The organism is Alkalicoccobacillus gibsonii (assembly GCF_016798245.1).
In the GTDB taxonomy this organism is placed as follows: Bacteria; Bacillota; Bacilli; order Bacillales; family Bacillaceae_D; genus Alkalicoccobacillus; species Alkalicoccobacillus gibsonii.
On record NZ_JAEUZA010000004.1, the window covers coordinates 341,922 to 366,064 of the forward strand.

Annotated in this window: 26 protein-coding genes; 17 read left to right on the forward strand and 9 right to left on the reverse strand. The window is 39.6% G+C overall.

Annotated features, from left to right (window positions below):
• Positions 1-25: 25 nt before the first annotated feature.
• Together fabF and asnB are read left to right on the forward strand one after the other, a co-directional pair.
• Entirely contained in the window at positions 26-1,264 is a 1,239-nt protein-coding gene (gene fabF, locus JNO66_RS16735; RefSeq protein ID WP_203090145.1) for a beta-ketoacyl-ACP synthase II, read from the forward strand.
• A gap of 311 nt (positions 1,265-1,575) precedes the next feature.
• Positions 1,576-3,474 (forward strand): asparagine synthase (glutamine-hydrolyzing), encoded by a 1,899-nt coding sequence (asnB, locus tag JNO66_RS16740; RefSeq protein ID WP_203090148.1) that lies wholly within the window; start codon positions 1,576-1,578, stop codon positions 3,472-3,474.
• 276 nt (positions 3,475-3,750) lie between these two features.
• Here the strand turns inward: asnB and JNO66_RS16745 are convergent, their stop codons facing one another.
• Complete coding sequence (locus tag JNO66_RS16745) at positions 3,751-4,821, reverse strand: DUF3900 domain-containing protein (RefSeq protein ID WP_203090151.1); 1,071 nt, start codon at positions 4,819-4,821, stop codon at positions 3,751-3,753.
• 255 nt (positions 4,822-5,076) lie between these two features.
• Here JNO66_RS16745 and JNO66_RS16750 point away from each other — a divergent pair, with 255 nt between their 5' ends.
• The gene (locus JNO66_RS16750; RefSeq protein ID WP_203090154.1) at positions 5,077-5,310 is read left to right on the forward strand and encodes a hypothetical protein; all 234 of its coding nucleotides are present in this window, start codon (positions 5,077-5,079) and stop codon (positions 5,308-5,310) included.
• A 23-nt stretch (positions 5,311-5,333) separates the two neighbouring features.
• On the opposite strand, the gene JNO66_RS16755 is transcribed toward JNO66_RS16750, so the two are convergent.
• The 3 genes from JNO66_RS16755 to JNO66_RS16765 form a co-directional block, all read right to left on the reverse strand.
• Positions 5,334-7,889, reverse strand: a complete 2,556-nt coding sequence (locus JNO66_RS16755) for a CBS domain-containing protein (RefSeq protein WP_203090170.1) — start codon at positions 7,887-7,889, stop codon at positions 5,334-5,336.
• A gap of 82 nt (positions 7,890-7,971) precedes the next feature.
• Positions 7,972-8,583 (reverse strand): hypothetical protein, encoded by a 612-nt coding sequence (locus JNO66_RS16760; RefSeq protein ID WP_203090173.1) that lies wholly within the window; start codon positions 8,581-8,583, stop codon positions 7,972-7,974.
• A gap of 102 nt (positions 8,584-8,685) precedes the next feature.
• Positions 8,686-9,213 carry a cell wall hydrolase gene (locus tag JNO66_RS16765; protein WP_203090275.1) on the reverse strand — a complete coding sequence of 176 codons (528 nt, stop codon included), beginning with the start codon at positions 9,211-9,213 and terminating at the stop codon, positions 8,686-8,688.
• Positions 9,214-9,634: 421 nt separating this feature from the next.
• Between JNO66_RS16765 and JNO66_RS16770 the strand changes: the two genes are divergently transcribed.
• Both JNO66_RS16770 and JNO66_RS16775 read left to right on the forward strand, forming a co-directional pair.
• Complete coding sequence (locus JNO66_RS16770) at positions 9,635-10,417, forward strand: CAP domain-containing protein (RefSeq protein WP_203090176.1); 783 nt, start codon at positions 9,635-9,637, stop codon at positions 10,415-10,417.
• Positions 10,418-10,546: 129 nt separating this feature from the next.
• Entirely contained in the window at positions 10,547-11,119 is a 573-nt protein-coding gene (locus tag JNO66_RS16775; RefSeq protein ID WP_203090178.1) for a DUF2087 domain-containing protein, read from the forward strand.
• Positions 11,120-11,374: 255 nt separating this feature from the next.
• On the opposite strand, the gene coaA is transcribed toward JNO66_RS16775, so the two are convergent.
• Both coaA and JNO66_RS16785 read right to left on the reverse strand, forming a co-directional pair.
• Positions 11,375-12,328 (reverse strand): type I pantothenate kinase, encoded by a 954-nt coding sequence (gene coaA, locus JNO66_RS16780; protein WP_203090180.1) that lies wholly within the window; start codon positions 12,326-12,328, stop codon positions 11,375-11,377.
• 172 nt (positions 12,329-12,500) lie between these two features.
• Entirely contained in the window at positions 12,501-13,238 is a 738-nt protein-coding gene (locus JNO66_RS16785) for a GTP pyrophosphokinase (RefSeq protein WP_203090183.1), read from the reverse strand.
• A gap of 121 nt (positions 13,239-13,359) precedes the next feature.
• Between JNO66_RS16785 and JNO66_RS16790 the strand changes: the two genes are divergently transcribed.
• The 3 genes from JNO66_RS16790 (at position 13,360) to JNO66_RS20845 (ending at position 15,209) form a co-directional block, all read left to right on the forward strand.
• Positions 13,360-14,205 carry a DUF2268 domain-containing putative Zn-dependent protease gene (locus JNO66_RS16790; RefSeq protein ID WP_203090185.1) on the forward strand — a complete coding sequence of 282 codons (846 nt, stop codon included), beginning with the start codon at positions 13,360-13,362 and terminating at the stop codon, positions 14,203-14,205.
• A 61-nt stretch (positions 14,206-14,266) separates the two neighbouring features.
• Entirely contained in the window at positions 14,267-15,013 is a 747-nt protein-coding gene (locus JNO66_RS16795; RefSeq protein ID WP_203090187.1) for a DUF3603 family protein, read from the forward strand.
• Between the two features lie 67 nt (positions 15,014-15,080).
• Positions 15,081-15,209 (forward strand): hypothetical protein, encoded by a 129-nt coding sequence (locus JNO66_RS20845; protein ID WP_273753409.1) that lies wholly within the window; start codon positions 15,081-15,083, stop codon positions 15,207-15,209.
• A gap of 73 nt (positions 15,210-15,282) precedes the next feature.
• Here JNO66_RS20845 and trpS read toward each other — a convergent pair whose 3' ends face one another.
• A complete protein-coding gene (trpS, locus tag JNO66_RS16800; RefSeq protein WP_203090189.1) occupies positions 15,283-16,272 on the reverse strand; it encodes a tryptophan--tRNA ligase in 990 nt (329 codons plus the stop codon).
• Between the two features lie 147 nt (positions 16,273-16,419).
• Between trpS and JNO66_RS16805 the strand changes: the two genes are divergently transcribed.
• Entirely contained in the window at positions 16,420-17,562 is a 1,143-nt protein-coding gene (locus JNO66_RS16805) for an MGDG synthase family glycosyltransferase (RefSeq protein WP_203090192.1), read from the forward strand.
• Here JNO66_RS16805 and JNO66_RS16810 read toward each other — a convergent pair.
• Positions 17,510-17,695: a hypothetical protein gene (locus tag JNO66_RS16810; RefSeq protein WP_203090195.1), complete on the reverse strand. Its 186-nt coding sequence runs from the start codon at positions 17,693-17,695 to the stop codon at positions 17,510-17,512. The genes JNO66_RS16805 and JNO66_RS16810 overlap by 53 nt on opposite strands.
• A gap of 65 nt (positions 17,696-17,760) precedes the next feature.
• Here JNO66_RS16810 and JNO66_RS16815 point away from each other — a divergent pair, with 65 nt between their 5' ends.
• Positions 17,761-18,273, forward strand: a complete 513-nt coding sequence (locus JNO66_RS16815; protein ID WP_203090198.1) for a TlpA family protein disulfide reductase — start codon at positions 17,761-17,763, stop codon at positions 18,271-18,273.
• Here the strand turns inward: JNO66_RS16815 and JNO66_RS16820 are convergent.
• Positions 18,270-18,806, reverse strand: coding sequence for an HD domain-containing protein (locus tag JNO66_RS16820; RefSeq protein ID WP_203090201.1), 537 nt, complete (start codon positions 18,804-18,806; stop codon positions 18,270-18,272). The genes JNO66_RS16815 and JNO66_RS16820 overlap by 4 nt on opposite strands.
• 141 nt (positions 18,807-18,947) lie before the next feature.
• Between JNO66_RS16820 and trhA the strand changes: the two genes are divergently transcribed.
• The 7 genes from trhA (at position 18,948) to mecA (ending at position 24,031) form a co-directional block, all read left to right on the forward strand.
• Positions 18,948-19,595 carry a PAQR family membrane homeostasis protein TrhA gene (gene trhA / locus JNO66_RS16825; protein WP_203090206.1) on the forward strand — a complete coding sequence of 216 codons (648 nt, stop codon included), beginning with the start codon at positions 18,948-18,950 and terminating at the stop codon, positions 19,593-19,595.
• Between the two features lie 154 nt (positions 19,596-19,749).
• Positions 19,750-19,980 carry a MerR family transcriptional regulator gene (locus tag JNO66_RS16830; protein ID WP_203090209.1) on the forward strand — a complete coding sequence of 77 codons (231 nt, stop codon included), beginning with the start codon at positions 19,750-19,752 and terminating at the stop codon, positions 19,978-19,980.
• Between the two features lie 28 nt (positions 19,981-20,008).
• Positions 20,009-21,211 carry a putative glycoside hydrolase gene (locus JNO66_RS16835; RefSeq protein ID WP_203090277.1) on the forward strand — a complete coding sequence of 401 codons (1,203 nt, stop codon included), beginning with the start codon at positions 20,009-20,011 and terminating at the stop codon, positions 21,209-21,211.
• Between the two features lie 499 nt (positions 21,212-21,710).
• Positions 21,711-22,226 (forward strand): GNAT family N-acetyltransferase, encoded by a 516-nt coding sequence (locus JNO66_RS16840; RefSeq protein ID WP_203090279.1) that lies wholly within the window; start codon positions 21,711-21,713, stop codon positions 22,224-22,226.
• 29 nt (positions 22,227-22,255) lie between these two features.
• On the forward strand, positions 22,256-22,396 hold the full coding sequence (locus JNO66_RS16845; protein ID WP_203090212.1) for a hypothetical protein: 141 nt from the start codon (positions 22,256-22,258) through the stop codon (positions 22,394-22,396).
• Between the two features lie 292 nt (positions 22,397-22,688).
• Positions 22,689-23,084: a transcriptional regulator SpxA gene (gene spxA, locus JNO66_RS16850; protein WP_203090215.1), complete on the forward strand. Its 396-nt coding sequence runs from the start codon at positions 22,689-22,691 to the stop codon at positions 23,082-23,084.
• 287 nt (positions 23,085-23,371) lie between these two features.
• Positions 23,372-24,031, forward strand: coding sequence for an adaptor protein MecA (mecA, locus tag JNO66_RS16855; RefSeq protein ID WP_203090217.1), 660 nt, complete (start codon positions 23,372-23,374; stop codon positions 24,029-24,031).
• The last annotated feature ends 112 nt before the right edge of the window (positions 24,032-24,143 follow it).

Below are 24,143 nucleotides of genomic sequence, written 5' to 3' on the forward strand. Positions count from 1 at the left end.
GAGCTTACGTAAAGGAGTAGATAGAATGGAAAAGAAAAGAGTAGTTATAACGGGAATGGGAGCTGTCACCCCGCTAGGACTTGATGTAGAGTCAACGTGGAATGGAATCAAAGAAGGTGTTTCAGGAGTAGGTCCCCTGACACGAGTGGACGCAGATGCGTTTCCAATGAAAGTAGCTGCTGAAATTACAGACTTTGACCCAGGTTCATTTATGGACAAGAAAGAAGCAAGAAAAATGGATCGTTTTACTCAATATGCGGTCGCTGCTTCATTAATGGCACTTAAAGATTCAGGTCTTGAAATTAATGAGACCAACGCACCTCGTATTGGTGTTTGGATTGGTTCAGGAATTGGTGGAATGGAAACGTATGAGCAGCAATTCCATAACTTTATTGAAAAGGGTCAACGTCGTGTGAGTCCATTCTTTGTACCGATGTTAATTCCTGATATGGCGTCTGGTCAGGTTTCCATCATAACTGGGGCAAAAGGAGTAAACTCTTGCTCCGTTACAGCCTGTGCAAGTGGAACAAACTCTATCGGAGATGCCTTCAAGGTTATTCAGCGTGGAGATGCGGATGCCATGATTACAGGTGGTGCAGAAGCGCCTATTACAAACATGTCGATTGCTGGATTTTGTTCAGCCAAAGCCGTTACGCATAACGAGGATCCTGCTACGGCTTCAAGACCTTTTGATGCAAACCGTGATGGTTTTGTTATGGGAGAAGGATCAGGGATTCTTATTCTAGAAAGCTTAGAATCTGCCCAAGCACGTGGTGCTCACATTTATGCTGAGATTGTTGGATATGGTGCTTCAGGAGATGCTCATCATATTACTGCTCCGGCTCCGGGTGGAGAAGGTGGAGCACGTGCGATTCAAATGGCATTGGATGATGCGGGTCTTAAGCCTGAAGACATTCAATATGTTAATGCTCACGGAACAAGCACTCCAATGAATGAGAAATTCGAAACGATGGCCATTAAGTCTGTCTTTAAAGAGCATGCCTACAATATGGCAGTGAGCTCAACTAAATCAATGACAGGTCACTTGCTTGGTGCAGCTGGTGCTGTAGAAGCGATCTTCTCAATCAAGGCAATTACAGAGCAGCTATTACCACCAACGATTAACTATGAGACACCAGATCCCGATTGTGATTTGGACTATGTTCCAAATAAAGCTCGAAATGCAGAGGTTGATGCTGTATTAAGTAATTCACTCGGTTTTGGTGGACATAATGCGACATTAATCTTTAAGAAGTATGTTTAAGAAATAGGTATAAGTGAACAAAATATGAATAAAGGGTGTCCTAAAGGACGCTCTTTTTTTAGATTTTCACTCGAACTCTTGTTCTGTTGTAAAAAATATATAAAATATCGAAAAATGGGTTTTCTTTAGAGAACATATAAAGTAAGATGAGGTGTACAAATTGTTATAGTTTGTAACGCAAATGAAATATTTGAGGTAAATACAGGTAATTGAGTTCTGGATTGATGCCTAATTAAAATGTGGAGAAAGAGGTTAGGTCCTCTTTTTTCGAGTAGCGACAATCTGGAATTTAATCAGTTGGAGGAACAGATATGTGCGGATTTATTGGTGAAATGATTACAAGAGGTGCTTCATTTATTCATGAAGATAAATGGTTAGAGGCACTTGAAGCGATTCATCATAGAGGACCAGATTCCACTGGGACATACAAAAATGATTATATATCTTTTGGGTTTAAACGGTTAAGTATCATTGATCTAGAGCATGGAACGCAGCCGTTGTCTTATCAGAATAAATATCACATTATCTTTAACGGTGAGATTTATAATTATAAGGAGCTTCGAGCCAATTTAATTGAAGCAGGATATGAATTTCAAACACATACAGATACAGAAGTCATTGTTGCATTATACGCTCAAAAAGGACAAGACTGTGTGAAAGAACTCAGAGGAATGTTCGGGTTTATGATCTGGGATGATGAGCGCGAAGAATTATTCTGTGCACGTGATGCGTTTGGCATTAAGCCTTTTTATTACATAGAGACAAGTGAAAGACTTATTGCCGCCTCTGAATTAAAAAGTATTCGAATGATTGACCCACAACTCGAGATTTCTACGGAAGGCATACAGCACTATTTAACGTATCAGTACGTTCCTGAGCCAATGAGCTTAGCACCATCCGTTCAAAAGCTTGAGCCAGGACATATGCTGGTGAAGAAAAAGGATCAACCTGCTAAGATTAAAGCCTATTATACAAAAAGCTTTCATCAAGGGAACGAATCGCTGTCAAGCTACGCTAAGCAAACCATTGATGTGTTAAAGGATTCAGTAGCTAAGCATATGCGTAGTGACGTGCCTGTAGGAGCATTCCTTTCAAGTGGGATTGACTCAACTACGATTGTAGCTCTTGCTAAAGAACACAATCCGAACTTAAAAACCTTTACGGTAGGTTTTGACCATGAAGGCTTCAGTGAAGTCGATATTGCAAAAGATTCTGCCGAGAAGTTAGGCGTAGAGAATATTCATAAGCACATTACTCCTGAGGAATTCATCCGTGAACTACCTAAGATCATCTGGCATATGGATGATCCAGTTGCGGACCCAGCAGCCGTGCCTCTCTATTTTGTTGCTAAGGAAGCAAGCAAGCATGTGAAGGTTGTTTTATCAGGTGAAGGCGCAGACGAGCTATTTGGTGGATATAACATCTATCGTGAGCCGCAAGCTCTTCGTTACTTTAATCGTTGGCCAAACCAAATGAAACGTACTATAAATAAAATGGCGCTGGGACTCCCTGAGGGGATGAGAGGTCGTAGCTATTTATTACGAGGAACAACACCAATAGAGGAGCGTTATATTGGGAATGCGAAAATCTTTACAGAACTTGAGAAAGAGCAAATCCTAAGAACGTATCACAATGATTACTCCTTTACTGAGTTAACAAAAGGGCTGTATCAAAAAGCGATTTCCTATACGGATTCAACTAAAATGCAATATATTGATTTGCATACGTGGTTACCAGGAGATATTCTAGTAAAGGCAGACCGAATGACGATGGCTCATTCGCTTGAGTTACGTGTACCATTTTTAGATAAAGAGGTATTTGAGGTTGCAAGTCGTATTCCAGAATCAGCAAAAATTGCAAACGGAACAACAAAGTATGTTCTTCGTGAAGCGATTAAAGGCGTGGTTCCTGATTCGATCTTAAACCGCAAAAAATTAGGATTCCCGGTTCCAATTCGTCATTGGTTAAAAAATGAGCTATACGATTGGGCAAAGGATATTTTAACAATTAACCAAGCAGCAGGGACCATCTTTAATCAAAAAGAAGCTCTCGCTTTACTTGAAGAACATGCAGCAGGAAAGAGAGATAATAGCCGTAAGCTATGGACGATTCTTTGTTTCTTAATCTGGCATTCACTTTATATTCAAAACAGCGGTAGCATTAAGCAGGCTGTCGAAGAAATGTCTCAGCTACAATTGAAAACAAGCTAACCATTAAAGAGTTTGTGGCATAACTAAAAATCAATTAGAAAATGGCGAATGATTCAATTGCAGAATCATTCGCCATTTGTGATTTTTAATGAATCAGCGGAAGGAGAACCCGAGACTCCTACGGAACAGAGCGTGGTGAAGACACTGTAGCGGCGCTTTTACTGCGAAAGGGGCTGAGGCCGTTCTTGTGGGTGCGAGGGATTCTCCTGTAGCGGATATTGTGCTATGTTTGAGTTTTACTCGCTGCACTATTGTTATATCTCGACTTCTTTTTAATTATTGATTTGACGGCTTTTGAGCAAGTTTTTCAATAATGTGGTGTAAGTCATCAGGCTTATGAAATTCGATGGGGGAAACGCCTTTTTCAAATTGAATGGTTTCTGCATCTAAAAGTAACACATAGCGTCCATTTATTTTTCCAAGATGAATGGATTCCCCAAAGTCCGCAAGTAATCCTTTGATTGACGTTTCTCCAACCTTCATCTTAATCTCAGCTTCTGGTGTGTGATCCACAATTTGAGCGGCGGCTTCCATCACTTGATGCGTATCTAAGCGTTCCTGAAGCTCTCGTGTTTCACTTCCTTCCCAAATTTCAAGGTCGTGCTCAAACTTCTGACGTTCTTCGCTTTGTTCCTCATAGGTTTCGTACACGTGCTCCTGAACCATATTCATTACCTGGGTTTTCATGATGACTGGCAAGGATTCACCGTATTCCACATACTTCAAGAAATCTTCAAAGTACCTTGCGTGAGAAGCCTGATGAATCTTCACCTCTGTATGTTCAAGCATGCCTTCTTCAGGCATATACGGATACTGAATAGACTTCATGTTTTTTGTTGTAATGGCATATTCCACTTTTTGAATAAGGGAGGCTTCATCGGCGATTGAAGCAACTTTCGGTTCAAAATCACATTTCATAATAAATACAAACGAATCATCAAAGAATTTTCGTGGTACGGCCGTAGCTACTAAAAAGACTCCGCCACGCACGGCACTCGTATTTAAATAAATGCGTACAAGCTGTTCGCTCACATTCTTAAAGTCTTCTTTTGTCTCAGCGAAGCGTGTTTTATGCAATAATGCATAATTTGGATTTGACTCAAGTGGATGCCCGGGCTCTGTAACAAAGTGACCGATCTTAGTAGGGACTTGTTCGGACTTAGGGTGATGCTCTGCCTTTCGCTTAACAATTTTCTTGAGCTCACCATCCAGAAAATCCTTCATTTCACTATGCTCAAATTCGTGTTTGTCGAGCGTTTTAAAATGCTTAAATCGTTTATCTGCTTGCTCATCTCGACCATCTACCGTAATTAAATAAAATGATAAAAACTGTATTTCAAAATCCATGTGGACGAACTCCTCTAAAGAAAGTTAGGCAATGGTACTAGTATAGGAGAAGCGAGAGAGAGCGTCAATTTCTAATTGTCGTTGTAATGAAGGAGATATAGTCATACAATAAGAGGAAACAAATCATCCAATGAAAGGAATTATTACATGGATAAGGAAAATAAAAAGAGTAGTAGAATAATTTTAATTCACTTCATAAATGTATTCATTGGATTAACTCTTCTAACTAAAGCAAGTATCTTAGGGTTTGGCGGCATGGCGTTTGGAGCTAGCATTATGTATTTCATTGGTATGGCAACTCCTGTTTATGTCTTGATTCTGTTATATATTGTTCAGGTCTATTATTTAAAAAGAGAACGTACAAAACCTGTATTAATAGCCCTGTACTTGGCAGTGCTCCTGTTATTTTATTCGATCTTCTCCTTCTTTTTTATGATTACGAGTATAGAAGTCTATATAGCTCATCTTCTGGATAATATCATTCAATAAGAATGAAAAAAGCTGACTTCAAACTAAGTCAGCGTTTTTTCGTAATAGTCCTTGGCCCACGCGAGTGCCTCTTGTTTGGATGGCAGCTTGTCATCCAATTGAAGACTATATACTTTAGTGAGGATGGAAGAAAAGATTGGTCCAGGATCAAGGCCTAAGTCAGTTACAAGGTCTTTTCCCGCAAGAAGGGGAGGTAAGGACTCACGCTTTTGAATATACGTTACGATCTTCTCTCCATACGCAAAGTCAGGTTTAGTAGCTATGAACAGAAGATCTCTCACCGGTAAATGGTGGAGCTGCTTATGCCATTCGCCTAGCGTTTGATGGTCCATGTCTTTATAGATTCCGGCTTCTCTAACCGTTCGTAACAAGCGTTGATCTTTACTTGTTAACGCATAGAAATCAATGGATTCACCGAAATGTCCATCCCCCTCATAACATAATGCAGCCATAAAAAGAAACGGCTCAGAAAGCCCGTGTTTCATTAGTTGATCTATATGCATCCACTTATTTTCAGTCAATTCGCTCTTAAGAAGAGTAAGCCACACATCAAGCTGATCTAATGTTTGAAAAGAAGTTCGTAATTGATCTTCTTGTTGCATGAGATCAAGCTCATGCATCACTCGGCTTGCTGATAATCCAAGTAAGGAGGATTTTGCTCCTTTTGCAAGTGTTTCCGTCTCAGGGTGAAGCTGATAAGTAAACCGATTGGCAAAACGAACGGCTCGGAAGATTCTCGTTGGATCTTCAATAAAGCTGAGTGAATGAAGAATACGAATATGTCCATTTTTTAAATCACGTTGACCCTGAAAATGATCTAGTAGCTCGCCGAATGTATCAGGGTGAAGACTAATGGCCATGGCATTTATGGTGAAGTCTCGCCTTGATAAATCCTCTCTAATACTTGATGGCGATACCTCGGGTAATAAAGCAGGCTGCTCATAGTGCTCAGAACGTGCAGTGGCAAGATCGACCTTTATTCCTGATGGTGTAGTCCAGGTGGTAGTTCCAAAAGATTGATGTGCCTTTGTACAACCACCATGAGTAGCGACTAGCTTTTCCCCAAATTCAATTGCATTTCCTTCGATGACAATGTCCACATCCTCGTTTGAGCGACCAAGTAACACATCACGCACACCGCCTCCAACTAAGTAGCTTTTATAACCATACTCATTCGCGGACTCACCTACTAGTACAAGTAAATGAAAGATGGTCGGATCAAAATGCTGTGCTAATGCCTCTTTTAAGGTATGAGTGGAGAGCCGCTCAGCTTCTGACTCAAATTGCTTACGTTTTGCTTCATCATGCAAAATAGAAAGGACATCAGACCTGGACACAACGCCTACAACCGTTTCATGATCTAAGATTGGAATACGGCCAATATTATGAGTAATCATCATCTCTTGAATGGTTTCAAGTGGTGCCACAGGACCTAAGGTAAGCACCTCTTTTGTCATGTAAGAGTGAATAGGGGAATGTCCTAGGCCATGTCGTAGAGCTTTATCTAAGTCTCTACGCGAAAGAACCCCCGACAATTGTCCTGTTGAGTTTAAGACTGGCATACCTGTGTGCCCATACCGTATTAAGGCATCGGCCGCTTCGTCTAAGGTGCAGTTTTCTTCAATTGAATGAACGGGAGAACTCATGATCATGCCAGCAGTAATAGCAGGTTGAATGGCTGAAGAAAGCTCAGCTTTTACTTGTTTGAGAACATCATTTAATGCTCCCTTTTTAACTGAGGCCGCAGCTGCTTGAGGATGCCCACCGCCTCCAAACGCTGTCATGATCTTTTTGATATTCACGCGCATGGTTTGACTTCTGCCTGTTATGTAAGTGTTTGCCCCCATTTGCACAACAGATAAAACGGTATCTGCTTTAAGAGAGCTAACTAATCGTTCAGTAATTGGAGCGAGCCCACTAATGAATGACTCGCAAACGGTATTACAAATGGCGATCTGTAATCCATCTTCATCAAGGGTTTCAATAGACTCACTTAATTGTTGATACAAACTCTCCTGTGTATCTGTTAAATGGTCTTCTAGAAATGGCTTCATCACGTCAAGATCCATCCCTTGAGATAGAAGGTATGCACCAGCGTTTAAATCTCGCTCCGTAGTTTGCGCATGTTGAAAGGAACCTGTATCACTATATAATCCAAGTCCTAGTAATAATGCTTCTGAAGGTTTTAATGTGAAGTCCTGTTCTTGAAGTTTCTCTATAAGTAGAGTCACACAAGCGCCAACAGGCTCCTGAACAAGTTGGGTTGGAGTAGGGTCTGGATCAGTATGATGATGGTCATAAATAGTAAACGTTTTAAGCGCTGAAAGCTTTTCTTTAGGGATCCCGCATCGTTTAAATGACGAGGAATCAACAATTACAATGTCCGTGACCTTATCCCAATTGACTTTTTCAATTGCTTCAGCCCTAAATGTATCTCGATATAACGAAAGCACATGTTTCACACTCTCTTGCTGTTGTGAGGGCAGCACAATAGTAGCATCAGGGTACAAAGCTTTAGCAGCAATTAATGATGCCAACCCATCAAAATCTATTTGTAAATGAGAGGCAAGTATTTTCATCTAGTAGAGTCTCCTCATGTCTATAATCTTTCTTTATTGTAGCAAAAGACACAGTCGATCGTCACGACTGTGTCTTAGAAGTTTATCCACGTTTCTCATATATCAGACCTTGTAGTTCAGTAGGGCCTTGTTCATAAGGAGAACTAGATTCCTGAAAGGTAAGTGTGAAGAGTTTATGATAGGTCTGGTACAGCTGGACTTTTACTGTTTGCAATTGATCGATCCATTCATGGTGAGGGTGGGTAGTCTGTCTTTGAAAGGCAAGAGTTAACCCATTAACCGTTATACCCACTTTTGAAAGTGAGTCTGATTGCTCCTTTAGGGAAGCTCGTAATTCACCTTGAAAGGATAACCCCAACTGTTCAAGCTTCTCCATTTGTTTGGCTGTTTCATTCCATGTATCAATAAACTGTTCAAACTGAGCAATCGTTCTCCGCTGCTTGCGAATATGCTTCCACAGAGCCCGTTCTTTTAGATAAAAGGTCTTTAATGTCGTACGGAGTCGGTTGACCCATCCGTTTCGTTCATAATCATATAAATAATTGGCTGATTCATTTGATATTACTTCTGTGACCGGAGCGATGGAGGATACTGGTTCAACGGGTGCTGCCGAATTTGGACGCACAGCATTTTGTAAACGGTGCTGCAGGACACGATGCATCTGTAGGGTTGGTGTTTTGGTTATACGTACCATGGATGGATCCTCCTTTTTCTGTCTTACCTATCCTATTCCCTATGCCTTTCAGCTTAAGCTATGAAAAAAGACCCCTTTTTTTTGGGGTCTTAAGAGTATGACTTATTTAGCGAATACGTGATCACCAATCACAAGCGTCTGCTCACGAGTGGAAACCCACTTACTTGTTGCCGTTGCTGGGTTGTAGAAGTATAAAGAGTTTTGTCCTTGTCCTCTAAATTGAAGAGCTTCTTCTACTGCGCGAATAGATTCACTATCTGCTTTGTTCGAGATTGACCCATCAAGAACTGGTGAAAAGGCATAATGACCTGAAGCGCTTCTCTCATATACGACGTCGTTTACGTTGTCTGGGAATAGATCACTATCCACACGGTTTAATACGACGGTTGCTACAGCTACTTTACCTGCATAAGGCTCACCTTTTGCTTCAGCGTGAACAAGGCGTGCTAACAATTCTTTTTCGTTTGCTGAAACACTAGTAGGAATCGTTAATGACTCACCAGCAACAATGTTATTAGAAGAAAGTTGATTACTTCTTTTAATAGCCGCTGTTGGGATCGCGTACTGATCGCTTATTGATGAAAGGGTTTCTCCCTTTTTAATTGTATGAGTTGATTTTGCATCGGCCATTTGTGTACTAGTTGCAACTAAACCTACTACTAGTAAACTGGCTAATAATTTCTTTTTCAATGAAAATACCTCCTGTGTATAATCTGCCTACTAATCTAACAAACTTTTGGATGTAGATGTGCATGTAAATAAAACCATTTTGAAGCTAAATTGATAGGGTTCCTTGATACTTATGGGTTCATCGCTCTTTTTTACAGTTATGTAACGAAATATTAAAGTTCATTGGATATTTGACATATTTCCTTTTATATGATGGTTGTGACAAGCTTAAATCCTTAGAGAGTCAACGAATTTCGACGATTTATGGAAATCTAGTACTCTTCCTAATGATGAAACTTTTACCATAGATCTAGTAAAAAAAGCTATGCTAAGATGCGAATTGTAGAAACGAAACACAAACTTTCTGAGGAGGAATTCTAAGATGAATTTCAAGAAAATCGTAGTATCATCTGCTGCAGCAGCGGCAATTACAGCAGTAGGTTTTTCAGGACAAGCTGATGCAGCTTCTTCTAATACACACGTAGGAGGACCTTACGTAATCCAATTTGACGCTCAAGATGCACAGCAAGCATTCAATTGCCTTGCAAACTTCCCTGGAGCTGAAAATATTAACTTCGAAAATGGTCAATGGGTTATTGATTTCTTTAATCAATTTGATTTCGAGCAAGCAGCTGAACAACCAGGAGCTGAGGTAGTAGAAGAGCCTGAGCAAGCTGAAGAAGTAGTAGAAGAGGGAGCTGAAGCACCTGCTCCAGTTGAAGAAGACGTACAAGCAGAAGAGGAAGCTCCACAAGAAGAAGCAGCTGATTCTAACGCAGCTGAATTCTCGGCAGAAGAGCAACAAATGCTAGATTCAGTAAACAAAGAGCGCGAAAGTGTTGGACTTTCTCCACTTAAAGCGGATCCAGAGCTTGCAAAAGTAGCACGTGTAAAAGCACAGGATATGATTGATAATAACTACTTTGATCATAACTCTCCAACGTACGGTTCACCATTCCAAATGATGGATCAGTTCGGAATTGAGTATCGTACAGCTGGTGAAAACCTTGCTGGAAACCAAACAGTAGAAGCAGCTCACCAAGCACTAATGAACTCACAAGGTCACCGTGAGAACATTTTAAAAGCTGATTACACAAATGTGGGTATCGGCATTGTTGATGGCGGCCCTTACGGTAAAATGTTCGTTCAAATGTTCAAAGGTTAATTTATAACTAGAGTAAGCTCGTTGCAAATACTAGATTTGCAGCGAGCTTTTTTAATGTGAGCTATTTACATAAGTATCTAATTAGATTATTATTAAATTAGATACTTATCGAAGTAGTGGGAGGTAGCTATGCAATTAAGTCGGATTGTTAACTTTCATAAGGTAATGGGGGACAAAACCCGTATTCAAATTGTTTCTATGTTAAAAAAGGGACCACTCCATGGTCAGGCAATCGCAGGAAAACTTGGACTGAAAGCGCCAACCATATCTCATCACATGGCGAAATTAAAAGAGGTCGATGTAGTCAGGCAGGTTAGGGATAAGAACATGGTGTATTATCATTTGAACGAAAAAACTTTAATGGCCCTTGCATTGGCTATTACAAAGATTGGGGAGAATGAAATGAATCAAGACTTTCATGTAACCGACGATCAAAAAGCTGCTGTGATTAAAAATTTCTTTACCGACAAACATAAGCTTAAAACGTTTCCTGCGCAGCGGAAAAAGAAGCTGATTGTTTTGGAGTATATGCTCCGAGGACTGAAAGAAGGAGAGTCCTATAGTGAAAAAGAAATCAATGAGCACATCCAGCAATATTTTGCTGATTATGCAACCATTCGTCGCGAATGGATCATCTGTCACTTTATGAATCGGAACGAGGCCGTGTATCAGCTGAATCCACGGGAGATGTGGTTGACCTAGGAGCAGGAGATCTAAAGGGAAAAAGCTAGGATCGACGGAGAGAAGCTGGAATTAAAGGTGAGAATTCGGAATCAACGAAGAGAATTCGGAATCAACGAAGAGAATGCAGAATCAACAAAGAGAGCAAGGAATCAACAAAGAGAGCAGAGAATCAACGAAGAGAGCAGAGAATCAACGAAGACAGCAGAGAATCAAAAAAGAGAGCAAAGCCTCCTCCCAGCAAAAAAACGGATCCCATTTCAGGGTCCGTTTTTCTTAGCTCTTTTTCACTTGTACTTGTTCTACCCGGTGACCGTTTCCTTTTGTGAGGATCATATCGGCACGATAGCGAGTCGGCCGAATGTTTTTTTCAAGGTTAACGCCGTTAATCGTTTTCCATATGGATAAGGCAACTTCCTCGGCTTCTGTTTCACTTAAGTGACGATAGCGGTGGAAGAAGGAATTTGGATCTTGGAATGCGGTATGTTGAAGCACTTTAAAGCGATCAATATACCATTTAATAATATTTTCTTCGTCTGCATCTACATAGATGGAGTAGTCGAAGAAGTCTGAGACAAAGACTGGTGAAATGCGCCGGTCTTTTTTGTTTACTTGAAGAACATTGATTCCTTCTACGATTACAACATCAGGTTCATCGATAGGCTGTGATTTTTCACTTAACACATCATACGTAAGATGTGAGTATAGTGGGACCTCAGTGCTTTTGCGACCTGATTTAATATCGGAAAGAAAGCGAACAAGCTTCCGAATGTCATAGCTCTCAGGAAAGCCCTTTCTTTTCATTAATCCACGTTCTTCAAGTACCTTATTTGGGTAAAGGAATCCGTCTGTTGTGACAAGATCAACTTTTGGGCGATTCGGCCAACGACTAATAAGGGCTTGGATTAAGCGTGCGGTTGTACTTTTACCGACAGATACACTGCCTGCAATGCCAATGACAAAAGGCACCTTCTTCGTTTCTCTATGAAAAAAACGGTTTTGATCATTATGCAAATTAACGGCATGTGTTGTATGCATATATAAGAGTTCTGTTAATGGGACATAAATTTGCTCAACTTCGTCGGGCGAAACCGTTTCATTAATTCCTTGAAGTTGTGTTCTTTCCTCATCTGTGAGACTCACAGAGGCTTGATACGCAAGTGAAGACCACTCGCTTCTGCTGAAACTTGTGTACGCATCTGTGGTTGTCGGTATCGTTTTAGTTAACATACGTATCTCCTTTTAGAGAGTTCACCCTCCTGCTTGTAACGCTTTAAGGGATAAAAGAGTATCTGTTAGCAGAGTATCACTTGAAGGGAGGAGAATCAATAGAAGTCGCTTACAAAAACTGAAAAAAAAGAGCAGTGACACTGTTCTTAAAGTGTACCGCTCTTCTAATCAATTATTCATTTTTTGTTTCAAGCAACTTTAGAAGGTCAGCTGGTAGTTCAAAGGTTTGGTCTTTAATCTGAAGCTTATGATTCTCGTCATATACTTTTTTTCGTTTCTTAATGTTATCTATTTCATTGTGGATCCCTTCCATTTTTCGATCGAGTGCTGCTGCTGAATCGGCTGCTTCCTTTAATTCTTGTAACAGGTGCTTAGGCACATCAGATTCATATTTGTAGTAAATTTTGTGCTCAAGGCTTGCCCAGAAATCCATAGCAATTGTACGGATTTGAACCTCCATGCACACGTACTCGGTACGATCGGTCATAAAAACAGGGAGTTCCAGTATTAAATGAAGACTTTGGTACCCGTTATCTTTAGGGTGCTTTATGTAGTCTTTGACTTCGAGCACCCGAATATCACTTTGATTCTGAAGCATTTCAGAAAGAGTATAAATATCTGAAAGAAATGAACATGTTATACGGATGCCAGCAATATCCTTTATATGAGCTTTGATGCTCTCAAGAGAAGGCTGACAGTTCTTACGAAGAACTTTCTTAAAAATACTTTCAGGAGATTTTAGTCTGCATTTTATATGTTCAATTGGGTTGTGCTCGTGAACATACTCAAACTCTTCCTGTAGGATTTTAATCTTTGTATTCATTTCATCTAATGCAAATTTATAAGTCATCATAAATCGTGTGAGTTCTACTTTAAAAGACTGAAGGTTTTTAATATCCAAATTAGCCATTGAAGGTCTCCTTAATTAAAGTCTTGAATCTACTCTTAATTTTGAAAGCAAGCGCATACGAAGTCAAGTTAATCAGTGTGGAACGTTGTCGAGAATTATGAGTTGAGAGGAGGGCACTGGTGTGAGCGTCGTTCGAACGGATAAGTGGATCAAGTATTTTTTGCAAGATGTTCAGATAAGAAGTTCTCAAAAAAACCTATATGAGGCTCAAAAGAAATGGTTTGTAGATCCTTTAACAAAACGGTTTAATGGTGAGGTGACAGAACAGTTTCACCCGTTTTTATTAGAGCAAGGGTTGTTTTTAGCCAATGAGCAAGAGCTTGCGGATCTAGAGACATTAGCTGCCAGACCAATCTGGGAAACCGTTCAGTCACAATTCCTCCATTTGAAAAAGCTCTGGGGAGGACCAGACCTGCCTATCTATCTTCTTCCAGTGAATAAAGGGATTAATGATCCTTCAAAAAAAGCAGGAATAAGTTTTCCGTTTGCTCTTTTTTTATTTGTAGGGACACATTTGAATGATCAAGAGATACAGTCCTTGGTCATCCATGAATATCACCATTCAGTTAGATTGATGCATACGAATGAGACTGAGGACTCCATTACATTACTTGAATCGATGTATATGGAAGGATTAGCTGAACGTGCAGTACTTGAATATGTAGGAAATGAACAGCTTGCTCCATGGACTTCTCTATATGATGACCGATTTGATAAGAAATGGTACAAAAAATGGGTGGCCCCACATCTTGAGCGAAAGGGACGATCTGCGCACAGAAAGTATTTGTATGGAGATGCCAGATTAAAGATTCCACCCTTACTTGGCTATTATGTTGGATATCAGCTGGCTAAGGCATCTCATGACAAACGACCAAACTGGAAAACAACTGACTGGATTGCATTTGTAGGGGCAGACTGTCAGGACTTTCTGAAAGAAGTTTTAAAGAGTATGAGTTTCGTGGAATAAACTGTTTAACCCTTGCCTATACTGTGGGTACTATCGAATATGCTTGCAAGGAGGGTTTAAAATGGTCGTCATGCGTGATGTATGGGTTAACTGGTTTGAAGGGGAAGAGAACGGCTATAATGTGTGTGATTTTGTGGAATGGCGTCCGAGTGATCGGGTAGAAGTGCTTGACCAAGCCATTTTAGTAAAGGTAACCGATTTACTTATGGAATATCTGGAAAATGATTTAGCTGAGTTACCAGAGGCCTTGCTACAGGAAGTCTATCAAAAAAGCTATTTGCGAAAAAACATGTCAAGAATTCAACTTGATTATTGTTTTATCGCCTCAGATGGTAGACGTGTACTTGCTGTTGATACTGCCGGTTTCCAAACACCAATTAGAAAAAGTCGACTAACACCTAGACAGCAACAGCTTGTTTACGAGCATTTAGAAAATGGCGAGTGGAAAGTATTTGAGCTTGAGCATCCACAACTTCAAAAAGACTATCATATTCTTTCTCCATCGCCTGAGGAAATGATTGGACTCACTCGTAAGGAAAGACAATTAAAGCTACTTCTGCACATGGTTTTAGATGAATTACATCGATCTGGTACGGATGCAGAAGTTAGGTACTGGTATACGGAATGGAAGCCAGAAGCATATGAGCAAATTCAATGCTTACAACGTCACGAGGCCTGGGATCACTTTATTGGTGAAGTTCAATTAGGGTGGACAAGTCGTCACGTTGAACTATGTGAAGCCATGATTAAAGGACAACCATTTTTTGAAAAGCTGTGGGAGCAAGAGCATCTTGAAAGTGTGAAATAAGCCATTTACAGTTTACTTACTTGTAAACTTCTACTATACTTAAGGAAAAGATGGTGGAGGCGGTTACATGGTTGGAGAAACGATGGATGGCTTAGCTTATACAGTCATGCAAATATTTACAGTGATTCTATTAGTAGGTACATTAGGCCTATCCTTTTTTGTAGGGAAGGTTTGGAAAAAGAATAACGGATATTAAGCGGGTGCACTTGCATTCGCTTTTTTGTATAAAAAAACAAACGATCCAAAACGAATCGTTTGTCTACCTTTGCTTATCTAGTGCGACGACCAAGTCCCATTGCGCGTTCTGCTTTGTGAAGCATGCGTACGGCTTGAGTGTTTGCTCGAGCAGCACCGTCATCAAGGATGGAATCTAGTTTATCAGAGTGGATGAGTTCATTGTACTTTTCTTGAATTGGTTCAAGTGCATTCACGACAACCTCAGCCACATCCGCTTTAAAGTCTCCGTAGCCCTTCCCATGATATCGCTCTTCAAGAGTAGCGATAGACTCACCTGTAATTGCAGAGTAGATGGTTAACAGATTCGCAACACCTGGTTTTTGTTCTTTATCATAGCGGACCGTTCCCTCTGTATCAGTGACGGCACTTTTGATTTTCTTACGGATGGTTTGGGGTTCATCCAAAATCGAAATGTAACTTTTAGGATTAGGGTTTGATTTACTCATTTTACTAGTCGGATCTGTAAGTGACATAATACGTGCCCCTTCTTTAGGGATTTGTACTTCAGGCACTGTGAAAATATCATTGTATTTCTTATTAAATCGTTCGGCTAAATTTCGAGTTAGCTCTAAGTGTTGTTTTTGGTCTTCTCCAACAGGTACAACATTTGTTCCATAAAGAAGAATGTCTGCTGCCATGAGTGGAGGATAGGTAAGAAGTGAAGCAGATACCGCTTCTTTTCCAGAAGACTTGTCCTTAAATTGAGTCATTCGTTCTAATTCACCAATGTAAGCAACACATTGCATCATCCAACCTAATTGAGCATGAGCAGGAACCTCAGATTGAACAAATAAAACGGCCTTTTCAGGATCAAGACCAACTGCCACGTATAGGGCAGCAAGACTGCGAATGTTCTCGCGTAATTTTAAACGATCCTGAGGTTGAGTGATTGCATGTTGATCTACGATACAAAAGTAACACTGATTGTCTTCCTGCATGTCTACAAAATGCTTCATCGCTCCTAAATAATTTCCTAGTGTAACAGTGCCACTAGGCTGTATTCCAGAAAAAACGGTTTTCATTAATTTCTCCTCCATTACTACGTATGTCTCTTGAGTATCATACCATATCTAATTGTGTACTTTCCTCTATTACAATTGAGTAAGTGATGAATAAAGGGATAGGTTGTCCATATACTTGTATTACATTCTGAAAAAGCTCTAAGGAGGTTGGTCAATATAAAGGCACAACCCTTATTATTACACGCTTCCATTGGATATGGTCATACAAAAACAGCTCATGTTCTTGCAGCTGAAATAAAACGCTCGACACAGTATAAACCTGAAGTAGTAGATCTATTCAGTAGTCTTCCTGTGTGGCAGCAAACAATGATACGGAAAAGCTACTTTACGATCATAGGCAATACCCCTTTTTTATGGGACGTCTGTTATCGGTATACATCCCAAACAAAAAAATCGGATCTATGGTTTGAAAGACTAGCTAGGCCCCTATACGATACATTTAATCAGATCATACTTAAAAGTCATCGTCCTTTTATTCTTTCTACTCATGTTCTCATTACAAGATTGCTTGCTGTTTGGATAAAGAGGTCATCCAAGAACATCCCACTCTACCATATAAATACTGATTTTAAGTTGCACCGTCTCGCTGTCCATCCGCAGGTTTCGGGTTATTTCTTATCTGGATTGGAAGCATTCCCGCCACAGACTGATGTACCTTCAACTTGCTATTATTCATATGGCATTCCTATTGAGCACTCCGAATGTCGCTTACAAAATAAAGATGTGCTGAAGGATCGTTTGGGTTTATCGAGAAATAAGCCGGTTGTCATGGTTGCTGGAGGGGGAGAAGGAATCGCACGGTATGAAGAAATTATCAAGGGATTAAACAGGATTCCGCAGATAACCATACTTTGCTTTACTGGGATCAATCAACGGTTATTACTTAAGGTTAAGCAGCTAGGATTTGAACAAGACATACAAGTGATGCCATTTACTGATAAGTTTTCGATGTATGTACAGGCCTCAGACGTTTTAATTACAAAAGCAGGTGGTCTAACACTTGCACATGCCTTAACAGTAACAACACCAGTGGTTATCTATCAGCCCTTACCTGGTCAAGAAATCGAAAATGCACTCCTTTTAAAAGAAAAAAAGGCTGCAATATTAGCTGAAGATGAATCTCAGCTTTACAAAGCAGTCCATACGGTATTGTTTAATAAAGAAAAACGAAGCTTATATCTTAAACACGCCCAAGCTCTTAGTAAACCACATGCTACAAGTCAGATCATTCAACAAATTATTCTTGAGACTCCTGGGCACGAGCCATTTTTCGCTCCCGCTGACGCATAATCCATAGGAGAATATTTATAAAGGCGATGGGGATAAATAAATAAAGCATTCGCTCCTCTGTTTGGTATGTATAGTACATAAAAGCAATGAGGACAAGAATGGCAATAACCTGACTGATTTGAATTTTAGTCATACGTAATCAACTCCCTTTCATTTTCATTATAACAAGGGTTTGTGTCAGTAAAAAGGAGGAGCCACATGATTAGAAGGACGTTATTTTACTTTTTAACAGCTTTACTCCTTACTACGGTCTATCTTTTTTCACCTCAACAAACGGAGGCAGCCGGGAAACAAACGAATCAAATTGAAACAAAGAGTTTATCTGGGCAAGCTAAAACGTTAGAAGACGTTAAAGGACAAAAAGCAGTCGTTCATTTTTTTGCAACTTGGTGTCAGCCTTGCCAAGAAGAAATGCCTGACATTGTTGCGTTCTCCAAAAAGCTAGAAAAAGAAGGAATTGGGTTTGTGCCAATCCATCTTACAAAAGTAGATCCTGATTTAGAGCAGCTTCTAGCATTCTTAAACCATTATCAAGCTCTTTTTGATCCTTGGCTTGATCAAAATGGAGAATGGATGAATGAATATGGTATTGTTGGAATACCGACCACTGTCTTTTTGGACGAACAAGGAAATGAAGTTCAACGAATTAATGGAATGCTTCCTCCAGAAATTGCTTCAAGATACATTGAGACAAACAAAAAAGGCGATTAATCTTCGCCTTTCTGTTCCTCCTTATTTAGTTCGTCTTCAATCATTTGATCAAGTTTTGCAAGCATGATTCTTGCTTTGTCGTCATCGATGATTCGATAATGATGACCGCCGCTCGGCTCTTCATCTGCTTCATCCGCTAAGTTTACGACCTTTTGTAATGGTTTTAGATGTAGCTCGCCTTTTGGGAGGTATGAATCTGTATGCAACAGGACAGCTAAAGAAATTTCTTTTGCAGCTTTAGGATGCTCTCCAAGTCGAATTAGTAATTTATGAGCGCGTTCTGCGCCTTTTATCGCATGGATATCGTTTTCTTTATATAATGAGTAATCCCATTTGCCGTTTCGATACCAAGTATAATGACCAATATCATGTAAAAGAGCAGCTTTTGCGGCTAAATCAGGATTAACATGGTACTCTTTAGCTAACTTAAAGGCATGGTAGGCACATGCAATGGCGTGGGCCATACCTGATCGCTTCACATATTTTTGTGTGATGGGGTGATCAAAGATTTGGACAAGCGTTACATCTCTCATGTAATCACTCCTTTCAAAGTTCCTTTTAAACTGTTACGATTAGTTTATCTATTATATAAACAGGATGAACCTAGTTGCAACAATAATTCACCCTTTCCATATAATGAAGAACCCTAAGAATTGATCAAGGAGGATGACTAATTGGCGACAACACATGTTTTTTCAAAAGATGAAGAACTCGCAAATGCGATTACTCACGGTATTGGTGCTGTAATTAGTATTGCTTGCTTAACCCTATTAATTGTTTTTGCGAGTTTGTATGGCAACGCGTGGCATATTGTTAGCTTCTCTATCTATGGGACTTCAATGCTCCTATTATATGCATCCTCAACTCTTGTGCATAGCTTTCCGCCCGGGAAAGCGAAGGATCTGTTTGAGATTCTGGACCACTCAGCGATCTATCTTTTTATCGCAGGTACCTATACGCCAATCTTGTTTATTGTTGTGCAAGGAGCGTTAGGCTGGACACTGTTTGGGATTATCTGGGGTATTGCAACACTTGGAATTGTATTCAAGATATTTTTTGTGAAGAAGTTCTTAGTGATCTCGACGATTTTCTATTTGCTGATGGGGTGGATGGCCCTATTTGCAATCAAACCGATCGTCTTAACTTTACCTATCCAAGGAACTCTTTTCCTAATTGGTGGTGGAGTCCTTTATAGCTTAGGTACCATCTTCTATATATGGAGAGGATTTAAATTTCATCATGCGGTTTGGCACTTATTTGTGCTAGGAGGAACGGTGCTTCATTTCTTTCTAGTCATTATGTATATTTTGCCTATTCACTAAGGAGTTTGGTTTAAAACCAGACTCTTTTTTTATTTTAGGCATGTTTTTTTCGTAATCGGGTATTGTAGAGATTAAATACGTAAAATTATCTAGATTTCCTGCAAGGGTAGTCAGTTATTGTCAAAAAACGATATACTCTCCGTGGAGGTTACGTATGTACATATCATTATCGGAATTAGCTGAATACTTAGATCTTCCGCTCGCATACATCAAAGGGCAGGTTGCAGCAGGAAACATCAAAGCAATACATAATGGGGAAGAATACGTTGTTAGCAAAAAACAGTTTGAGTGGTACAAGGAACAGATTGACCTGAAAAGAAAAGCAATGGAACTTGAATTGAACGAACCGATCCCTGAGGATTGGGATGCAAAGGATGAGGATTAATCTAGGAATAAGGAAGGTTGTGGCAAGAATGTGGAAGCAAGCAGTATCCGTTTTTGCAATCGGAATGGCTGTCATGGGAATCACTCACACAGCATATGCTGAAGACGAAGCAGGGGATGGAGCAAAAGAGCTTGCTCATAAAGTAACTGAACTTAAAGCTTACAGCTTGCCTGATCGCTTGGCTCGATTTGTTCATTCTTCAGAACGTCAATTTGAATATCCTGAAGATGGAGTGAAAGGAATTTATGTTACGGGGAATTCTGCTGGTGGAGAACGGTTTAATACGTTAGTAGACATGTTAAATAACACAGAATTAAATTCAATGGTTATTGACATCAAAGAAGATAATGGACATCTTACATATCGCCCGGATGAAGATTCACCTTACTATGACATTGCACATAATTACATAGGTGACCCTGAAAAAATGTTTGACGTACTTGAAGAAAATAATATCTACCCAATCGCACGTGTTGTCGTGTTTAAGGATACGGTGCTGGCAGAAGAAAAACCAGAATGGTCATTTAAAGAAAACGGGAAGGTTTGGAAAAATGGGCGTAACGAGGCGTTTGTGAATCCGTTTCTTGAAGAAGTCTGGGAATACAACGTAGATATTGCTGAAGAAGCGGCAAAAATGGGCTTTCAGGAAATCCAGTTTGACTATGTTCGTTTTCCCGAAGGATTTGAGAATCGTGATGAAGACTTAGAATATAGCACAGGAAAGTATGAGGGGGGCGATGGAGATAATATTCACCGTCGCGTAAATGCTGTGAACGATTTTGTTGCGTATGCGAAAGAAGAGTTGAGCGCATACGATGTGGATGTATCAGTCGATATCTTTGGATATGCAGCGACTGTGGAGTACGCACCAGGAATTGGACAAAGTTTCTTGGGCATTTCTGATAACGTTGATGTTATCTCTTCTATGATTTATCCGAGTCACTGGACTTCTTATTTTGGAATTGATAAACCAGATCTACATCCATATGAGATGACAAAGGAATACGCAAAAGTTGAGAATGAACTACTTTCGGAGCTTGAAGATGGGCCAACATCAAGACCGTGGATTCAAGACTTTACAGCAAGCTATTTACCTGATGGTGATTGGCAGCCATATGGTAAGGAACAAGTGGAAGATCAAATTCGAGGCTTAAAAGAAGAAGGAATTAATGAGTTTCTTCTATGGGATGCTGGGAACACATACACACAAGGTGTAAATTATTCCCCATAAGAAGCTTGAATCAGGTGATTATAAAAGCGAAGAGCCTGAGAAAAAACTAAAAATTAATTTAAGATGGCGAATGATTCTACAATCGAATCATTCGCCATTCGTGTTTTTTTGATTTTTAGTAAGACGAGCGGAAGGAGAACCGGAGACTCCTACGGAACAGAACGCGGTGAAGACACTGTAGCGGCGCATTTCCCGCGAAAGGGGCTGAGGCCGTTCCCGTGGAAAGCGAAGGATTCTCCTGAAGCGGATTTATTGCTATGTTCGTGTTTTGTTATCTACATTGACGTTATGTCCCAGCCTCTTCGTGTTTTACTCGCTACTTTAATGTTATGTCTCAGTCTCATCTTACGTTTATGAAGAAAGAATCACGTTTATTGTTTTTGGAAAAAAGGAATATAGTAATGCCTATACGTTAAAAGTAATGAAGAAGTGAGAAAGGAATGAGTGTACAGTGAGCAGCTGGTATGAAAAACTAAGTAAATACTTTCCGATCGAAGAAATGAAATCAAAAGAACATATGGAGTTACTTTTAAAAGAAAAAGCAGATATTTACCATAAAGACGAAGGTGAAAATCATGTTATTATGTATGTAGAGACAGATGACTTTGTCTTTGTTGATTATCTATTTGTATCTAAGGATGCACGTGGCCAAGGACTCGGCAAGAAATTACTCGACAAGCTTAAGCGTAAGAATAAACCAATTATTTTAGAAGTAGAACCAGTTGATTACGAGGATACAGATACTGTGAAACGGAACCGATTTTATTCAAGAGAAGGGTTTACTCACGCTCAATCTGTAGGTTACCGCAAAAAATCATTAGCAACAAACAAAGTGAACGAGCTTGAAATCTTGTACTGGTCACCGACAGATGAAACAGAGCATAGTATTTATGAGAAAATGAAACATACGTACGAAACCATTCATACGTATAAAGACAAAGATTTGTACGGAGAATCATATGATGCAGTGGATCAAGCTGTTACGTATCAAAAGGAAGACGAGGCAATTAAGTAAAGGCAATTCGGCAAAAGGTGGTGTGCCAATTGAAGAATAAAGAAAAAGCAAAGCATCAGAAGAAAAAGCGAGAAATGCTAAAAGACCTCCTAAAGAAAAACGTTGATAACTGGAAGAAATCCCCGTTAAAACAAACAACTCCTCAATCATATCGTAAAATTATTGCTTAAATGTCTGCCATTATGGTGGACTTTTTTTGAATTGAGTAACAACTTGTAAATTAGTTATGAAACATTTTTGTTTAAAAAGATTTTTAGTATACTATGTTTAAGCCAAAGAAATCCGGGGAATGTACTTCATTAGTTACATATTAAACGATCGACTTTTAATGTAGAAGTTTTGTATAACTTTTTTGTAACTACTATGTACTTTCAACCGTACTTTCTGTATAATAAGTAGTGTGAAACAGACGTTCTCATTTTTAGTCAAAAGATTGATTCCTTGAAGGGAGAGGTTGGTAAGATGGTCACATTGTTAACTTCACCAAGCTGTACATCTTGTCGTAAAGCAAAAGCATGGTTAGAGGAGCATGACATTCCGTTTGAGGAACGTAATATTTTTTCTTCACCGCTTTCAGTGGACGAGGTTAAAGAAGTGATTCGAATGACTGAGGATGGAACAGATGAGATCATTTCAACTCGTTCCAAAGTATTCCAAGAGCTTAATGTTGAGGTCGAAAACCTTTCATTACAAACTCTATTTACGATTATTAGCGAAAATCCAGGACTTTTACGTCGACCAATTATTTTTGATGAGAAACGTCTTCAAGTTGGTTACAACGAGGCTGAGATTCGTCGCTTCTTACCTAGAAAAGTTCGTACTTTCCAATTACAAGAAGCACAGCGACTTGTTAATTAACAATAAACCTTCTACAGTCATGTGTAGAAGGTTTTATTTATAAGCTGGGTTACTTGACAGTATGTATTCTATAAAGGAAAATAAGAAACTACAAAAGGATTATAAGATGAAATGGATTTTAGAAAAATCTGATTTTATCATTCCTTTTTACTTTAAACTATCATAAAATAGAAGAAAGTTACGATCCCTTTTATTGCAGGGTTAACACTATCATGCAAAGGGTAAAGTGTAACTATACCATTCAAGCAGAGATCTAGCTTAGAGTAAATGATCGGAGGAGAGCGATTATGGATATCGAACGCGTGAATGACACAACCATTAAATTTTTTATTACGTATAAAGATATAGAGTCAAGAGGTTTTGAACGAGACGAAATTTGGTACAATCGTGAGCGTGGAGAAGAGCTCTTCTTTGAAATGATGAATGAAGCTAATAATCGTGACGATTTTGAATTAGATGGTCCATTATGGATTCAGGTTCATGCGATGGATCGTGGCCTTGAAATCTTAGTGACAAGAGGACAAGTAACGGACGGCGGTATGAAGCTTGATGTTCCTGACTGGCAGGACAAACATGCTCTTGCTGAAGGAGTAGCATCTGATTCAGATAATGGTTCTGAACTTTTAGATCAAGATGAAAGCATTCACGAGCCGTTAGAGCTTATGATTGGCTTCAGAGACTTTGAGGATCTAATCGATTTAAGTCATAGCTTCTTAGAAGTGGATCTGGACAACAGACTATTCCACTTTGAGGGCCACTATTATTTGCACATTGTATTTGATGATGAGCGGTATACCGAAGACGAACAAGATAATATGCTAAGTCACATCCTGGAATATGGATTTGAATCTGATATTACAGTTCATCGTGTTGGAGAGTACGGAAAGTCGATTATTGATGAAGCTGCTCTAGAAACGTTACGTCAGCAGTTTTCTCAAAGATCATAAATGGGCTAGCACAGGATTGAATTCCTGTGCTTTTTTTAGTGGTTTTGAAAACCCCTGGCTCTGCCGGGGGTTCCATAGAGCTTCTAGCGTGGTCATAAAAAAAGCCTCACGA

Excerpts from the sequence above, each read along its gene's own strand:
- JNO66_RS16760 (WP_203090173.1), bottom strand. The coding sequence starts at position 8,583 with ATGGTACGTATAACCAAAACACCAACCCTACAGATGCATCGTGTCCTG.
- JNO66_RS16795 (WP_203090187.1), top strand. The coding sequence starts at position 14,267 with ATGGTCGTCATGCGTGATGTATGGGTTAACTGGTTTGAAGGGGAAGAG.
- JNO66_RS16815 (WP_203090198.1), top strand. The coding sequence starts at position 17,761 with ATGATTAGAAGGACGTTATTTTACTTTTTAACAGCTTTACTCCTTACT.
- JNO66_RS16765 (WP_203090275.1), bottom strand. The coding sequence starts at position 9,213 with ATGGCCGATGCAAAATCAACTCATACAATTAAAAAGGGAGAAACCCTT.
- mecA (WP_203090217.1), top strand. The coding sequence starts at position 23,372 with ATGGATATCGAACGCGTGAATGACACAACCATTAAATTTTTTATTACG.
- JNO66_RS16835 (WP_203090277.1), top strand. The coding sequence starts at position 20,009 with ATGTGGAAGCAAGCAGTATCCGTTTTTGCAATCGGAATGGCTGTCATG.
- JNO66_RS16785 (WP_203090183.1), bottom strand. The coding sequence starts at position 13,238 with ATGGCTAATTTGGATATTAAAAACCTTCAGTCTTTTAAAGTAGAACTC.
- asnB (WP_203090148.1), top strand. The coding sequence starts at position 1,576 with ATGTGCGGATTTATTGGTGAAATGATTACAAGAGGTGCTTCATTTATT.
- fabF (WP_203090145.1), top strand. The coding sequence starts at position 26 with ATGGAAAAGAAAAGAGTAGTTATAACGGGAATGGGAGCTGTCACCCCG.
- JNO66_RS16810 (WP_203090195.1), bottom strand. The coding sequence starts at position 17,695 with ATGACTAAAATTCAAATCAGTCAGGTTATTGCCATTCTTGTCCTCATT.
- JNO66_RS20845 (WP_273753409.1), top strand. The coding sequence starts at position 15,081 with ATGGTTGGAGAAACGATGGATGGCTTAGCTTATACAGTCATGCAAATA.
- JNO66_RS16840 (WP_203090279.1), top strand. The coding sequence starts at position 21,711 with ATGAAATCAAAAGAACATATGGAGTTACTTTTAAAAGAAAAAGCAGAT.
- JNO66_RS16750 (WP_203090154.1), top strand. The coding sequence starts at position 5,077 with ATGGCGTTTGGAGCTAGCATTATGTATTTCATTGGTATGGCAACTCCT.
- JNO66_RS16770 (WP_203090176.1), top strand. The coding sequence starts at position 9,635 with ATGAATTTCAAGAAAATCGTAGTATCATCTGCTGCAGCAGCGGCAATT.
- trpS (WP_203090189.1), bottom strand. The coding sequence starts at position 16,272 with ATGAAAACCGTTTTTTCTGGAATACAGCCTAGTGGCACTGTTACACTA.
- JNO66_RS16745 (WP_203090151.1), bottom strand. The coding sequence starts at position 4,821 with ATGGATTTTGAAATACAGTTTTTATCATTTTATTTAATTACGGTAGAT.
- JNO66_RS16755 (WP_203090170.1), bottom strand. The coding sequence starts at position 7,889 with ATGAAAATACTTGCCTCTCATTTACAAATAGATTTTGATGGGTTGGCA.
- spxA (WP_203090215.1), top strand. The coding sequence starts at position 22,689 with ATGGTCACATTGTTAACTTCACCAAGCTGTACATCTTGTCGTAAAGCA.
- JNO66_RS16775 (WP_203090178.1), top strand. The coding sequence starts at position 10,547 with ATGCAATTAAGTCGGATTGTTAACTTTCATAAGGTAATGGGGGACAAA.
- coaA (WP_203090180.1), bottom strand. The coding sequence starts at position 12,328 with ATGTTAACTAAAACGATACCGACAACCACAGATGCGTACACAAGTTTC.
- JNO66_RS16830 (WP_203090209.1), top strand. The coding sequence starts at position 19,750 with ATGTACATATCATTATCGGAATTAGCTGAATACTTAGATCTTCCGCTC.
- JNO66_RS16820 (WP_203090201.1), bottom strand. The coding sequence starts at position 18,806 with ATGAGAGATGTAACGCTTGTCCAAATCTTTGATCACCCCATCACACAA.